Source organism: Halomonas sp. SpR1 (assembly GCF_031010175.1).
Lineage (GTDB): Bacteria > Pseudomonadota > Gammaproteobacteria > Pseudomonadales > Halomonadaceae > Vreelandella.
In genome coordinates, this window is record NZ_JAUAMB010000002.1 from 111,884 (window position 1) to 126,369 (window position 14,486).

The 14,486-nt window shown below is 54.8% G+C and carries 12 protein-coding genes; 9 read left to right on the top strand and 3 right to left on the bottom strand.

The features are described 5' to 3' along the window. Window positions 1-38: 38 nt before the first annotated feature. From QT231_RS02295 to lpxC, 4 genes are all read left to right on the top strand, one after another. Window positions 39-752, top strand: a complete 714-nt coding sequence (locus QT231_RS02295; RefSeq protein ID WP_308335313.1) for a cell division protein FtsQ/DivIB — start codon at window positions 39-41, stop codon at window positions 750-752. Window positions 753-1,065: 313 nt separating this feature from the next. Next, window positions 1,066-2,355 carry a cell division protein FtsA gene (gene ftsA, locus QT231_RS02300; protein ID WP_308335314.1) on the top strand — a complete coding sequence of 430 codons (1,290 nt, stop codon included), beginning with the start codon at window positions 1,066-1,068 and terminating at the stop codon, window positions 2,353-2,355. A gap of 34 nt (window positions 2,356-2,389) precedes the next feature. After that, entirely contained in the window at window positions 2,390-3,565 is a 1,176-nt protein-coding gene (ftsZ, locus tag QT231_RS02305) for a cell division protein FtsZ (protein ID WP_308335315.1), read from the top strand. 133 nt (window positions 3,566-3,698) lie between these two features. After that, window positions 3,699-4,610: a UDP-3-O-acyl-N-acetylglucosamine deacetylase gene (gene lpxC / locus QT231_RS02310; RefSeq protein WP_308335316.1), complete on the top strand. Its 912-nt coding sequence runs from the start codon at window positions 3,699-3,701 to the stop codon at window positions 4,608-4,610. Window positions 4,611-4,769: 159 nt separating this feature from the next. On the opposite strand, the gene QT231_RS02315 is transcribed toward lpxC, so the two are convergent. Next, window positions 4,770-5,231, bottom strand: a complete 462-nt coding sequence (locus QT231_RS02315) for a DciA family protein (protein WP_308335317.1) — start codon at window positions 5,229-5,231, stop codon at window positions 4,770-4,772. Window positions 5,232-5,341: 110 nt separating this feature from the next. Here QT231_RS02315 and QT231_RS02320 point away from each other — a divergent pair, with 110 nt between their 5' ends. The 4 genes from QT231_RS02320 (at window position 5,342) to QT231_RS02335 (ending at window position 10,900) form a co-directional block, all read left to right on the top strand. Further along, window positions 5,342-5,704, top strand: coding sequence for a hypothetical protein (locus QT231_RS02320; RefSeq protein ID WP_308335318.1), 363 nt, complete (start codon window positions 5,342-5,344; stop codon window positions 5,702-5,704). A 104-nt stretch (window positions 5,705-5,808) separates the two neighbouring features. Further along, entirely contained in the window at window positions 5,809-8,541 is a 2,733-nt protein-coding gene (secA, locus tag QT231_RS02325; RefSeq protein WP_308335319.1) for a preprotein translocase subunit SecA, read from the top strand. Window positions 8,542-8,596: 55 nt separating this feature from the next. Then, window positions 8,597-9,826, top strand: coding sequence for a bifunctional glutamate N-acetyltransferase/amino-acid acetyltransferase ArgJ (gene argJ, locus QT231_RS02330; protein ID WP_308335320.1), 1,230 nt, complete (start codon window positions 8,597-8,599; stop codon window positions 9,824-9,826). Between the two features lie 117 nt (window positions 9,827-9,943). After that, window positions 9,944-10,900, top strand: a complete 957-nt coding sequence (locus QT231_RS02335) for a Nudix family hydrolase (RefSeq protein ID WP_308335321.1) — start codon at window positions 9,944-9,946, stop codon at window positions 10,898-10,900. Window positions 10,901-10,989: 89 nt separating this feature from the next. Here the strand turns inward: QT231_RS02335 and QT231_RS02340 are convergent, their stop codons facing one another. Together QT231_RS02340 and QT231_RS02345 are read right to left on the bottom strand one after the other, a co-directional pair. Continuing rightward, the gene (locus QT231_RS02340) at window positions 10,990-11,904 is read right to left on the bottom strand and encodes a carbon-nitrogen hydrolase (RefSeq protein WP_308335322.1); all 915 of its coding nucleotides are present in this window, start codon (window positions 11,902-11,904) and stop codon (window positions 10,990-10,992) included. A gap of 101 nt (window positions 11,905-12,005) precedes the next feature. Next, complete coding sequence (locus QT231_RS02345; RefSeq protein ID WP_308335323.1) at window positions 12,006-13,064, bottom strand: agmatine deiminase family protein; 1,059 nt, start codon at window positions 13,062-13,064, stop codon at window positions 12,006-12,008. 178 nt (window positions 13,065-13,242) lie between these two features. On the opposite strand from QT231_RS02345, the gene QT231_RS02350 reads away from it, so the two are divergent. Then, window positions 13,243-14,484, top strand: coding sequence for a lipoprotein-releasing ABC transporter permease subunit (locus QT231_RS02350; protein ID WP_308335324.1), 1,242 nt, complete (start codon window positions 13,243-13,245; stop codon window positions 14,482-14,484). The last annotated feature ends 2 nt before the right edge of the window (window positions 14,485-14,486 follow it).

Sequence of the window (14,486 nt, forward strand, 5' to 3'; positions counted from 1 at the left end):
AATGACTTATTTAAAAGCGCCTTATTAAAAAGTGCCTTATGAAAAGGCGTAATGCTTGGTTGGGAATTATTCTGCTAGCACTGCTGACGGGAGCCGGTGGGCGAGCGCTGTGGCTGTGGCTGGATCGTCCAATTGAGCGGGTGTCTATTCGTGGCGAATGGGAGTATGTCAGCGCCGACTACCTGCGCACTCAGCTGGCGCCATTGGTAGTCGATGCCACTTGGTTGTCAGCTGATTTGGGCGAATTGCGCGACCGCGCGCTGCAGGTAGGCTGGTTAAACGAAGTGCGGATCTCCCGTGAGTGGCCGAACGCACTGGTGTTTGAGCTGGTTGAGCAGCAGCCCGTCGCGCGCTGGAACGATGATTTTTTACTCAACCCTGAAGGCGAGCCTTTCGCTTTTGCGCCATTATCGCCACCAGCGGGGTTGCCGGATCTGGCAGGTCCTGCGGGCAGCAGTGAAGAAGTGTTGGACTATTACCACCGGCTAAAACTTCATTTTGAACAGTTGTCGCTTAATCTTACTCAGCTTCGTTTAGAGCCTCGGGGAGCCTGGCGGCTGCAATTAAATGATGGCGCTTGGGTGATGTTAGGTCGGCGGCAGCATGAAGTACGTTTGGCGCGGTTGTCGGCTTCATGGCAGCGTGAGTTGTCATCTCTGGCCGAGCAGATTCGCTATATTGATCTGCGCTACCCTAACGGCGTTGCTGTTGCATGGCATGGAGAAAGTGAATTTGCTGTGCAAGATGAGTAACTCTTCTATTACTTGGTGCAAATAAGGTGTAAAAGTGAGTGGTTGCCATCGTTGAAAAAGCCAATAATCGGCTTTAAATTGCTTCTCAAGCCTATTATTGTGGGTTTGCACTAGTCGTATTGCGGCTATTGTTTCTATACTATGGGCCAGTCGCGGGTTAAATAGTTTTTAATTTCGGCTATTGGTACTTAGCGAGTGTCTGAGACACATCACTGATTATTTCGGGTAGCACGCTTTCAATGTTAAGCGTTGGATTAAGCGCCACCCTATTTATATTTATTTTTAACAATGACGCAAGGAGATTTCCCGACTCATGGCAGGCTCACCCAACGCATCCAATATGGTGGTCGGGCTGGACATTGGAACGTCCAAGGTCGTCGCGATAGTCGGTCAACCTACCGATGATGGCGGAATTGAAATTGCAGGTATTGGTTCGCACCCTTCGCGTGGCATGAAGCGCGGCGTGGTGATCAATATCGAATCAACGGTACAGTCTATCCAGCGCGCCGTTGAAGAAGCAGAGTTAATGGCCGGTTGTGATATTCACTCGGTATATGTTGGCGTAGCAGGCAGCCATATTAGTTCCATGAACTCAGATGGCGTTGTGGCAATTAAAGAGCGCGAAGTGACACCCTCTGATATTGAGCGCGTGATTGACTCCGCAAGGGCCCGCGCCATTTCTGAAGGCCAGCGAGTGTTGCATGTGCTGCCCCAGGAGTTTTCGATTGATGCTCAAGGCGGCATTCGTGAGCCACTGGGTATGTCCGGGGTGCGCCTGGAAGCGCAGGTGCACCTGGTAACAGCCGCTTTAAACGCGGTGCAGAATATTGAGAAGTGTGTACGCCGCTGCGGCTTAGAGGTTGATGCTATTATCTTAGAGCAGCTAGCCTCTAGTATGGCCGTGCTCACTGAGGATGAGCGTGAACTGGGCGTCTGTATGGTCGATATTGGCGGTGGAACGACCGATATGGCTATTTTCAGCGAAGGCGCCATTCGCCACACGGCAGTCATTCCTATCGCCGGTGACCAGGTCACTAACGATATTGCCATGGCGCTGCGAACACCCACGCAGCACGCTGAAGAGATCAAAGTTAAATACGCTTGCGCGCTAACGCATCTAGCCGCAAGTGATGAAATGATCAAAGTACCTAGCGTAGGCGATCGTCCTGCGCGTGATCTATCGCGTCAAGCGCTCGCTGAAGTGGTAGAACCACGTTACGAAGAGCTGTTTACGCTAGTAAGAGACGAATTGCGTCGAAGTGGCTATGAAGACATGGTGGCCGCCGGCATAGTACTTACCGGTGGTACCTCGCGCATGGAAGGGGTTAGCGAATTGGCAGAAGAGATATTCCATATGCCCGTTCGTATCGCATGTCCGCAAAACGTAAGAGGTTTGGCGGACGTCGTGTGTAATCCGATCTATGCGACGGGCGTTGGTCTGCTGCATTATGCCTTGCAGGAAACGCGTCATGGGCAAGGTCTAAGAAGCCACGGGGGAGTGGTTGCAGCTCATAAGGGCCGCAACGAACTCGCCCGGCGTGATATCAAGGACGACTATTCGGCGCTGGCAAGAATTAAAGGCTGGTTCAAAGGAAATTTCTGACAGGGCCGCAAGCGCGGTTCAGGAGACGGGGCTTATGTTCGAATTGGTAGATAACGCACCCTCGAGCAGTGCGGTCATCAAAGTGGTTGGCGTTGGCGGCGGTGGCGGCAATGCTGTTAACCACATGGTCGAAAGCAATATTGAAGGCGTTGAGTTTATCTGCGCTAACACGGATGCCCAGGCGCTCAAGCGCGTGTCGGCAAAAACCGTCCTGCAACTGGGCAGTGAAATCACCAAAGGGTTAGGCGCAGGTGCCAATCCGGAAGTGGGTCGCCAGGCCGCAATGGAAGACCGTGAACGCATTGCGGAATTGCTGGTGGGCGCCGATATGGTGTTCATCACTGCCGGTATGGGGGGCGGTACGGGCACTGGAGGCGCGCCGGTGGTGGCGCAGGTCGCCAAGGAGTTGGGTATTCTTACCGTCGCAGTCGTGACGCGCCCCTTCCCCTTTGAGGGGCCGAAGCGTATGCGCGCTGCTGAAGAGGGCATGAAAGAGCTCTCTGAACACGTGGATTCATTGATCACTATTCCCAACGAAAAACTGCTCTCCGTGCTGGGCAAGAACGCCACGCTACTGACGGCTTTCAGTGCGGCGAATGATGTGCTGTTGGGCGCTGTTCAAGGTATTGCAGAGCTGATTACCAGTCCGGGTATCATCAACGTCGACTTTGCCGATGTGCGCACCGTTATGTCTGAAATGGGCATGGCGATGATGGGTACCGGTGGTGCCACGGGTGAAAACCGTGCTCGCGAAGCGGCCGAGAAGGCTATCCGTAGCCCGCTGCTGGAAGATATCGATCTGCACGGCGCTCGTGGTATTCTGGTCAACATCACGGCGGGGCCCGACTTGTCCATCGGCGAGTTCAATGATGTGGGCGCTACAGTTCAAGAGTTTGCTTCACCGGATGCTACCATCGTCGTCGGCACCTCCATTGATATGGAAATGTCCGACGAACTGCGTGTTACCGTTGTGGCAGCTGGCTTGGATGGACAAAAGCCGGCAACGGCCTCACGTGAGCCCGCGCGCCGCTCTGCGGCGGAGTCGTCGGATTACCGCAAGCTGCAACAGCCGACGGTGATGCGTCAACAGGCAACAGCCCGCGCTGAAGCAACCGAAACGGCCGCCAAGCCTCGTCCCGAAAAGCGTCGTGCGTCCGAAGCCGATGACTATCTGGACATTCCCGCGTTTCTACGCCGCCAGGCGGATTGATTCTCCATATCAGGCTCAGTGTGACAACGAGCGAGCGTTTTATTGGCTAAAACGCTCGTTTGCTGTTAAAGTGAACACTGTTTGATAACTTTTCCCCTGCGGTTATTACCGTCATAAGAGCTCGGCTACTTCCATGATCAGACAACGCACCCTACAAAACGTCATTCGCGCCACCGGAGTGGGCCTGCATTCTGGCAAAAAAGTCCACCTGGCACTGCGTCCGGCGCCGGCCAATACTGGGATTGTGTTTGTTAGAACCGATCTGGATCCCGTTGTGCACGTTCCCGCCCGGGCAGAGTTGGTTGAAGATACCAAGCTTTGTACTGCGCTGGTTTCGAATGGGGTTAAGGTGGCTACCGTTGAACACCTGATGTCAGCCTTTGCTGGACTGGGTATCGACAACGCCTACGTAGATGTTAGCGAGCCTGAAGTGCCGATTATGGACGGTAGCGCTAGCCCGTTTGTGTTTTTGATTCAATCAGCGGGTATTTTGGAGCAGGATGCTGCGAAGAAATTTATTCGCATCAAGCGTCGTGTGGGGGTGACTGATGGTGATAAGGAAGCGGTTTTCTTACCCCATCAAGGGTTTAAGGTCTCCTTTGCAATTGACTTTGATCATCCCGTTTTTGAGCAGCAGAAACAGACCGCGCTGATCGATTTCTCGACTACCTCTTTCGTTAAAGAGGTCTCCCGCGCACGTACTTTTGGGTTTATGCGTGATTTAGAGTTTTTACGCTCTAATAATCTGGCGCTAGGCGGCAGTTTAGACAACGCCATCGTGGTTGACGATTACCGTATTGTTAATGAAGGCGGCCTACGCTACGAAGATGAGTTCGTTAAGCATAAGGTATTAGATGCTATCGGTGACTTGTACCAGCTGGGTTATAGCCTGATTGGCGAGTTTCGTGGAGTCAAGTCTGGCCATGCGTTGAACAATCAGCTGTGCCGCGAGTTACTGGCGCAACCCGATGCCTATGAAGTTGTCACCTTTGAAGAAGATAAGGCAGTGGCGCCTATTTCCTATGTCGCTCCCGCAATGGCTTGACGCAGCATCGCCTTAGCCCTTTATACGAGCGTCTTCGATCTGTGGATTTCTAGTAATACCTTGTTTTGATTATTAAAGCATCGCTGAGGCGGTGCTTTATGCTTTTTGGGACAGTGACCCTAGAGCGATGAGTCTGTTGTTCAGAAAGCAGTGAGGATGTCACTTGGGTGGTCGGGCATGAGATGCCAGCCTTTCCAAGGCGCGTTTAAGCGCAGGATTGGTGGTGTCCTCAGCGCACTCAGCTAACGTTTTTCCCGCGTCGGCTGACAGGCTGCGTGTATTTCTTGGTGGAGCCACAATAGGGCGTACAGGGCGTACTTTAAAAGTAAAGCCGCTTACCCCTTCAAAGCCGGGCAATTGATGAAGTAGTTCTAGCAAACGTTGTTGTTCAAAGCGCAACCACGTCAACCAGCCCGCCTGACCACTAATCAGCGTTAAGCGACCTTCGCTAAAGCCGCCCACAAAAATATGCTCACGCATCTCTTCGGGGAGGTGGGCACGCAGGTGGCGTTGAGCCTGATCGATTAGCCGAGAGAGACGCATTAATTGATTAATATCGCCCGACTTTGAGAGCAAACTAGCGATGGGCTGGGCGCGCGAACGCTTAACCTTTATACTCATACGCTTAATTCCTAGGTGCTGCTATTTTGGGCACCACTACTAATGACGTCGGCTACCTTCGCCGATGGCGAATTAGTTAACTTTATCACGCTCAGGAGTCGGTCTACAGCATGTCACCTACGCTTGATGTTCAATCTGCTTTGCCGCGGCGCCATCGCCGTTACGGTTTAGCGCGTTGGTGGCTGGCCGGCCTGTTAGTAAGCTGCCTTTTGCCCGCCAGTTTAAGCCCTGCGGATGCGTTCCGCGGTGGCGAGCGTAGCGTTACTATCTGTTTCTGGGTTCCCGCCATTTTGCGCGCGCAGTCCCACTGGGTAGCCAAGCGCCGACGCGCCCAGCAGCGCTGGGCGCAAAGTCCTCAACGTTTTGCTCCTGTTCGTCGTCTATGCCACTGGCTAGCCCCAATGGCTATGCTGGTTGCGGCGCGGGATGTCTTGACCCAGCGTGGCCCACCTTCCCATCGAGTCTGCCGTTAATACATCTACTTTGTGCATGCTCTGCAGCTAATGGGCATGCAGTTAAAGCGCCTGTAGTGAAAGGGTAATGTCCGCTGGGACGCTCGTGAATACTTGGATATTTCATGCTTAATAATTTATTACGTAAAGTCGTGGGTTCTAAAAATGACCGCGATGTCAAACGCATGCACAAGAATGTGCCGCATATTAATGCCTTGGAAGCGGAGCTCGAGGCCATTAGCGATGCTGAACTACAAGGTAAAACCGCTGAGCTGCGCCAGCGTTTAGAAGCTGGTGAGTCCCTTGATGCATTGCTAGCCCCCGCTTTTGCCATCGTTCGAGAAGCCAGTAAACGCGTTATGGGCATGCGCCATTTCGATGTGCAGATGGTGGGTGGCATGACCCTGCACCGTGGCCGTATTGCTGAAATGAAAACCGGTGAGGGTAAAACCCTGGTTGCAACTCTGGCTGTGTATCTCAATGCGCTACCAGGTAAAGGCGTTCACGTGGTGACAGTGAACGACTATCTGGCCCGCCGTGATGCTGAGTGGATGCGCCCGCTGTATGAGTTTTTGGGTCTTACCATTGGCGTTATCTTCTCCGGTCAGACGAATGAAGAGAAGCGTCACGCCTATCAGTGCGATATTACCTATGGCACCAACAACGAGTTCGGCTTCGATTATCTGCGCGATAACATGGCGTTTTCGTTAGAAGATAAAGTCCAGCGGGGACTGCATTATGCGATTGTCGACGAAGTCGACTCCATTCTGATCGATGAAGCGCGTACGCCGCTGATTATTTCTGGAGCGGTGGACGAAAATACCGATCTCTATAAAGTCGTCAATCAACTCGCCCAGCAGCTTGAGAAAGGCGAAGAGATTGAAGACGAAGAGGCAACGGTTGTCGGTGACTTTTTAATCGATGAGAAGCAGAAACAGGTAGAGCTAACGGAGCAGGGGCATAATAAAGTTGAAGAGCTGATGCGCGCTGAGGGGCTGTTGGGCGATGGCGAATCGCTGTATGCCGCGCAAAACCTTAACTTGCTTCAGCATATGCATTCGGCCTTGCGCGCTCGCCATCTCTATCACCGTGATGTCGACTATATCATCTCTGAAGGTCAGGTGGTGATCGTTGATGAGCACACAGGCCGCTCCATGCCAGGGCGTCGCTGGTCGGAAGGCTTGCACCAGGCCGTCGAAGCCAAAGAGGGCGTCACGGTTCAACGGGAAAGCCAAACGCTAGCCTCGACAACCTTTCAGAACTACTTCCGTCTGTATGAAAAATTAGCCGGTATGACCGGCACGGCTGATACCGAAGCCTTTGAGTTTCGGCAGATTTATGGCCTCGACGTAGTGGTGATTCCTACCAACCGGCCATTGGCTCGTAAAGACCTGAACGATCTGGTCTATTTGAGTGCTGAAGAGAAGTACGAAGCAATTATCAAGGATGTCAAAACCGAGACTGAAGCCGGGCGTCCGGTACTGGTGGGTACGGCGTCCATTGAAACGTCCGAATACCTCGCCAAGCTGATGCGTGAGGCGGGCCTGACGTTCAACGTGCTTAACGCCAAACAGCACCAGAGTGAAGCCGAGATTATTGCCCAGGCAGGCCGCCCGGGGGCGATTACCATCGCCACCAACATGGCCGGTCGCGGTACCGATATTGTTCTCGGGGGTAACTGGGAAGCCGAAGTTGCCAAGCTGCAAAACCCTAGCCAAGAGCAAGTTGAGGCATTAAAAGCCGAATGGCAGGCGCGTCACGATGGCGTGCTGGCCGCTGGCGGCTTGCACGTGGTGGGCTCTGAGCGCCACGAATCCCGGCGGATCGATAATCAGCTGCGTGGCCGCGCCGGGCGCCAGGGTGATCCTGGCTCGACGCGCTTCTTCCTGTCACTGGAAGATAGCCTGATGCGCCTGTTTGGCTCTGATCGCGTCAAACGCCTGATGCAGGCATTGGGACTTGAGCACGGCGAAGCCATTGAGCATAAGATGGTCTCTAATGCCGTTGAGCGTGCCCAGAAGAAAGTCGAAGGACGTAACTTCGATATTCGTAAGCAGCTGCTGGAGTATGATGACGTTGCCAACGACCAGCGCCGGGTGATCTACGACCAGCGCAATGAAATTCTTGCTGCGGATAACGTTGCTGATGCTGTTATCGGTATTCGCGAAGAGGTGATGGAAACAGCCATCAGCGACTACGTGCCGCCCCAGAGTCTACCCGAGCAGTGGGATCTGCCCGGCTTGGAAGCGCACCTGAAAACCGAGTTCAACCTTGATGCGCCCGTGGTTAAATGGGCCGCCGAGGATGAGCGCTTCAGCGAGGAGCAACTGCGTGAGCGGTTGCAGACCATGCACCGCGAAGCCTACGCGGCCAAGATTGAGGCGGCTGGCGAGAAGCTGATTCGGCGCTTTGAGAAGCAGGTCATGCTGCAAGTGCTGGATACGCGCTGGAAAGAGCACCTTCAGTCGATGGATCACCTGCGCCGTGGTATCCACCTCCGTGGCTACGCTCAGAAAAACCCCAAGCAGGAGTACAAGCGTGAATCCTTCGATCTCTTTCAGCAGCTGTTGGAGCATATTAAAGCCGATGTAACGCGCATCCTGAGCCACGTGCAGGTTCGCCAGCCTGAAGAGGTGGATGCCCTTGAGCAACAGCGTCGCGAAGCGCTGGCGCGCGAAACTGCCACGGCGGCTAGCCGCCATGACGCTCCGGCTGCGGAGCAAGCCGAGAATGAGCAGGAAGCACCGGGTATAGATGGCCGTCCTGTACGTCGCGAAGGCCCGAAAGTGGGTCGTAACGACCCCTGTTTTTGTGGCTCGGGTAAGAAGTACAAGCAGTGCTGTGGAAAGCTAAGCTAACGGCGCCCGTTTTTGGGACGGTCTGCAAAACGGTCTTTGTTTAAAGGAGAGAATCATGGCGGTTGGAAACACTCCCTTTCCAGAGTTGCCACCCCTGCAAGGGGTGCGCCTGGGGGTTGCAATGGCGGGTATCAAAAAGCCGAATCGTCGTGATGTAGTGGTGATTGAACTGCCCGAGACCGCGACGGTGTCAGGGGTCTTTACCCGAAATGCGTTCTGCGCAGCGCCGGTAGTGGTGGCGAAGCAGCACCTTGAGCAGTGTCGTACAGAAGGCCGTTCACCGCGCTATTGGCTGATTAACACCGGTAACGCTAACGCAGGTACCGGTGAGGCAGGCTTGCGCGATGCACGTGCTAGCTGTGCTGAACTGGCCAAACAGGCAGGCGTGTCTGAACAAGATGTACTGCCATTTTCAACCGGTGTGATTGGTGAGCCGTTGCCAATGGATCGCCTGATAGCGGGCTTGACGCCGGCGCTGGAATGTCTGGCCAGCGACGCCGCTGCCTGGGAGCAAGCAGGCCAAGGCATTTTAACCACCGATACCCGTGCCAAAGGTGCCACGGTCACGCTGGAAATGGATGGCCAGCAGGTGACGATTAATGGCATCGCCAAAGGGTCGGGCATGATCAAGCCCAATATGGCCACCATGTTGGGGTTTGTGGTGACCGATGCGGCTATCGAAGCACCGCTACTGGATCGCCTGTTGCGCGAAACGGTTGATCGCTCGTTTAACTGCATTACCGTAGATAGCGATACCTCGACCAATGACGCCTGTATGTTGGCGGCCACCGGCACTGGTCCTCGCATCGCCGATGAAGCGCAGATTGCTGTTTTCAGTAATGCTCTACAGCGAGTGATGACCGAGCTGGCGCAAGCGATTATACGTGATGCAGAAGGTGCGACGAAATTCGTTACTTTCCAGGTGGGCGAGGCTAAAAGTCGTCAAGAGGCGCTGGATGTGGCTTTTACCGTGGCTCACTCGCCGCTGGTGAAAACCGCGCTTTACGCCTCAGATGCCAACTGGGGGCGCATTTTGGCGGCCGTAGGACGAGCACCTGTGAGTGACTTTGATGTCAATCGTGTGGTGATCGATTTGGGTGAGGTACGCCTCGTTGAACAGGGCGGGCGTGCAGCGGGCTACACCGAAGCGGCAGGAAGCGCCGTGATGGCGCAGTCAGAAATTACCATTCGCATTAACTTGGGGCGCGGCGAAGAGAGTGCCACGGTGTGGACTTCTGACCTCTCCCATGACTATGTGTCTATCAACGCGGATTACCGCAGCTAGCCAATCGCCCTCCGGGGCATTAGCTGGCAGTGGTAATGGGCATACGCAGCGAGATAGCACCGATGCCATCGGCATTGGTGCGCGCAGTGGATACAGACGTAACGAGTATATGAGTCTATGAGCATAAAGGTAAAACGACGGGTTCACGTCGCGGCAGCTGCGATTATTAGCGCCGATCAAAAGCAAGTACTGATCGCTCGTCGGCCGTCGAACGTTGATCATGGCGGGTTGTGGGAGTTTCCGGGCGGTAAATTGGCCCCTTATGAAACTGGTCTTGAAGGGCTAAAGCGTGAGCTGCACGAAGAGCTGGGCGTTGAGATTGTTAGTGCCCAGCCACTGATTCGTGTCCACCATGAGTATCCCGACAAGCATATCCTGCTTGATGTATGGCAGGTGCATGAGTTTGCTGGTGAGCCCTTTGGTCGTGAAGGACAGGCGGTGCGTTGGGTACCTATGAGCGAGCTCTCCAACTACCCCTTCCCAGCGGCTAATCTGCCGATCCTGAGAGCGGTAAGGTTGCCTACCGAGTATCTAATTACCGGGGAGGAAACCATTGATGCGCATTTCGATGCGTCTTTGGAGCGCGCGCTGCGTGAAGATAACATTCGGCTGGTACAGCTGCGCGCCAAACAGTTGGATGAAGCTGCTTATCTAGCCCGTGCCCAACGTGCATTGAGTTTGTGCCGTGAGCACGGCGCGCGACTGCTACTCAATGGTGAGCCAACGCTGCTCGATCACATTGATGCCGATGGTATTCATTTGACCAGCGAGCGTTTGATGCAGCTTGAGCGTCGTCCGATTGCCGAAAGCAAGTGGCTGTCAGCGTCGACGCACAACCAGACGCAGCTTACCCAAGCGGCGGTGTTAGGCTGCGACTTTGTTAGCCTGTCGCCGCTGCGCACCACGCCGTCGCACCCCGAAGTGTTCCCGCTCGGGTGGCATGATTTTCAGCAGTTGGTCGAGCGCGCAGGCATGCCGGTGTTTGCCCTTGGCGGTATGACGCGCTTTGACGCCAATCACGCTCGTGCTGTGGGCGCTCAAGGAATTGCCTCAATCCGCGATTTCTGGAAATAACCCAGCTCATCAATCTGTAATGAAAAACGCCTGCCTGGATCGTTATCCAAGTCAGGCGTTTTTTTGTTTAGCAAGCAACCGAAGGTGCCCTAGTCGCGGTAGCGGCGGGTTAAGTCGCTATAAGCGTCAATGCGCCGGTCACGCAGGTAAGGCCAAATACGGCGGATGTTTTCACTGCGTGCCATATCAAGTTTCACAACGAGCTGCTCTGTCTCTTCACCCGCATGGGCTAATAGCTCACCTTGGGGCCCGCAGACGAAACTACCGCCCCAGAACTGAATGCCGTCGCCGACCCCGGAGTGATCTGCTTCAAAGCCCACCCGGTTGGCCACCAGTACTGGCAAGCCGTTGGCGACGCCATGGGCGCGCTGAATGACCGTCCAGGCATCTTTCTGGCGGTTCTTTTCTTCGTTATCGTCATTGGGTTCCCAGCCGATTGCCGTCGGGTAAAGCAGTAAATCGGCTCCGGCTAGTGCCATTAGGCGTGCAGCTTCGGGATACCATTGATCCCAGCAAACCAACACGCCGAGACGGCCCAGCGAGGTTTCGATCGGGGTAAAGCCTTCTCCACGGGCGCTGTCGTGATCACCCGGTGTGAAGTAAAACTTCTCATAAAACCCAGGGTCATCGGGAATGTGCATCTTGCGATACTGCCCAACGCGGCCTTTGTCGCGGTCATAGACCACGGCGGTATTGTGGTAGAGTCCCGGTGCGCGACGCTCAAATAGCGAACCGACCAGCACAATATCCAGCTCTTTGGCGAGCGCCGCCAAGCGCTGGCCGGTAGGGCCATCGAGGGGTTCCGCTAGATCAAACAGCGCGGGATCTTCAAATTGGCAAAAGTAGTGGGTAGCGTGCAGTTCTTGAAGCAGTACCAGCTGCGCACCTTTTTTAACGGCACTGCGGATACCTTCTTCGCTAGCTGACAGGCTTTTGGCTTTGTCCGGCCAGGCGGGTTGCTGCACGACACCGACAGTTAGCGTCGAATTTGATGTTATCGACATAATGGTTCCTTTATTCATTCAGTACTATTCATTCAGTACTATTCAGTCAGTACTATTTAATCAGTACCAGCCGAGTGCTGGGCAAGCGTTCTGTGGATAGACTATCCCAGGACAGGCGTGTCGCGAATAAGTGTGCCTTGTGGAAGCTGCATGGTTAAACAGTGCAGGCTGCCGTGTTGGCGAATAACGCTAACGCACTCAATAGGAATAAGCGTGTGCTCGGGAAACGCAACCGCTAACGCGTTTAGCGCGGTGACATCCGCCGGGTCGCCGTAAGTGGGCACCAGCACGGCCTGATTAATGATCAGAAAATTGGCGTAGGTAGCGGGCAGGCGATGGCCATCTTCCGGGTCAAAGCAAGCCTGGGGCCAGGGCAGGGCGATAAGCCGGTAGGGTTCACCATTGCGCTGACGGAAAGCTTGCAGCTCCCGTTCCATTGCTGCTAAGGCAGTGTAGTGCGGGTCGTTGGGGTCATCACAACGCACATAGGCGATGGTGGTTGGGTTGCAGAAGCGGGCCAGGGTATCAATATGGCTGTCGGTATCGTCGCCCTCTAAATGGCCGTTGGCCAGCCATAGTACCCGGTCAACCCCGAAGTCTTCACGCAGCTGTGCCTCCACCTCTGAGCGGGAAAGAGTCGGGTTACGGTTGGGGTTCAGCAGGCATGCTTCGGTGGTCAGCAGGGTGCCTTCGCCGTCGGTTTCTATACCGCCGCCTTCCAGCACTAGATCTCGCGAGGCCACCGGGCAGATCCAGGCGCCCGCATCGGCAAGCCGCTGGGTGAGACGGTTATCGTGCTCGGCGGGAAATTTACCGCCCCAGCCGGTAAAAGTGTAATCGAGCATGACTAATTGGCCATCTTCGTCGACCACACTGACCGGCCCGTGATCCCGTGCCCAGGTATCGTCGCTGGGTGCGACAATAAGCAGCAGGCGTTCAGCGGGCACACCGCAGGCACCAAAAACGTTGGCCAAGCGCTGTTTAGTGAGCTCGTCGGGCACGCAAATAAGCACCCGCTGATAGCGCGCCGTGGCAATCACAATACGCTCGAGGGTGGCTTCGATGCGCGCAAGCAGAGGCGCCCAATCGCCATCTGGGCGAGGCCAGGTCAGTTGTATCCCATCTTGGGGATACCATTCGGGTAGCAAGCGATACGTCATAAAAGTGCAGCCCCAAGGTCAGCAGTAAATCGGCGCAATGTAGGGCGTGGCGGGGCAAGTTGCAAGCGTCACGTTTTAATCTGAACGCTAATGGCGCAGACCGCTCTAATGGCCGTTTGAACATGCAGAGAGACTAAAAAAACCGTACCATGAGCGCTTATTGATAAGGAATGACGCCATGCTTGATCGTTTGCCTTTCCTGGTGGGGCTGCGCTACGTGCGCGCTAAACGCCGGAACCACTTTATTTCGTTTATTTCACTTACCTCGATGTTGGGGTTAATGCTGGGGGTCGCGGTACTTATTTTGGTGTTGTCGGTGATGAACGGCTTCGACCATGAGCTGCGTACACGAATTTTAGGTATGGTGCCCCACGCTAAAATTGAGTCCCGGGTGGGCATGGTCGAGTGGGAAACGTTAGCCGAAGAGCTGATGCAGCGGGAGCGTGTCATCGGCGCGGCGCCTTACGTCGAACAGCAGGGCATGTTCTCTGTGGGTGGACGTAATCAGGGTGCCATGGTTAATGGCATTAACCCTGATTGGGAAGACCGGGTGTCGATTATTGGCGACCATATGCGCCAAGGCGAACTAAGTGATCTGGTTCCCGGTGAGTGGCATGTGGTGCTGGGCTCCATGCTGGCGCGTAACTTGGGCGTCGGGGTGGGAGATCGAGTGACGCTGTTGGTGCCTGAAGCATCGATTACCCCCGCGGGGGTCTTTCCGCGCTTAAAGCGCTTTACCGTTAGCGGTATTTTTAGCGTCGGGGCTGAACTGGACGCTAATTTGGCCTACGCCAACATCGAAGATATGCAAACGCTTGCCCGTCTTGGCGATGCGGTCGGCGGGCTGCGCCTGGAGCTGGATGATCTTTTTGCTGCCAGCAGCGAAACCCAGGCAATTCTCAACGAGCTTGGCCCTGAGTATCGGGGCAGTGACTGGACGTTCTCTCAAGGCAATCTTTTCCAGGCGATTCAGATGGAAAAGCGCATGATCGCGCTACTGTTAACCGTAATCATAGCCGTAGCGGCGTTTAACATTGTCTCAACGCTGGTCATGGTGGTTACCGACAAGCGTGCCGACATCGCTATTCTGCGGACTATTGGCGCCAAGCCAAGCTCGATTATGGGCATCTTTATTGTGCAAGGCATGGCGATCGGGCTGATCGGAATCGCCATCGGGGTGGCCGTGGGTGTACTGCTGGCGCTGACCATTGCTGATCTGATTGGCTGGGTGGAAGGAACGCTGGGTATCCAGTTCTTGGATGCGGGTGTCTACTTTATTAGCGATCTGCCTTCTCGCCTGCAGTGGAATGATGTCAGCCGTATTGTTCTGGCAGCCTTTGGTCTGACGTTCCTGTCGACACTCTATCCCGCTTGGCGGGCGGCAAAAGTTCAGCCAGCGGATGTGTTGCGCTATGAATAACG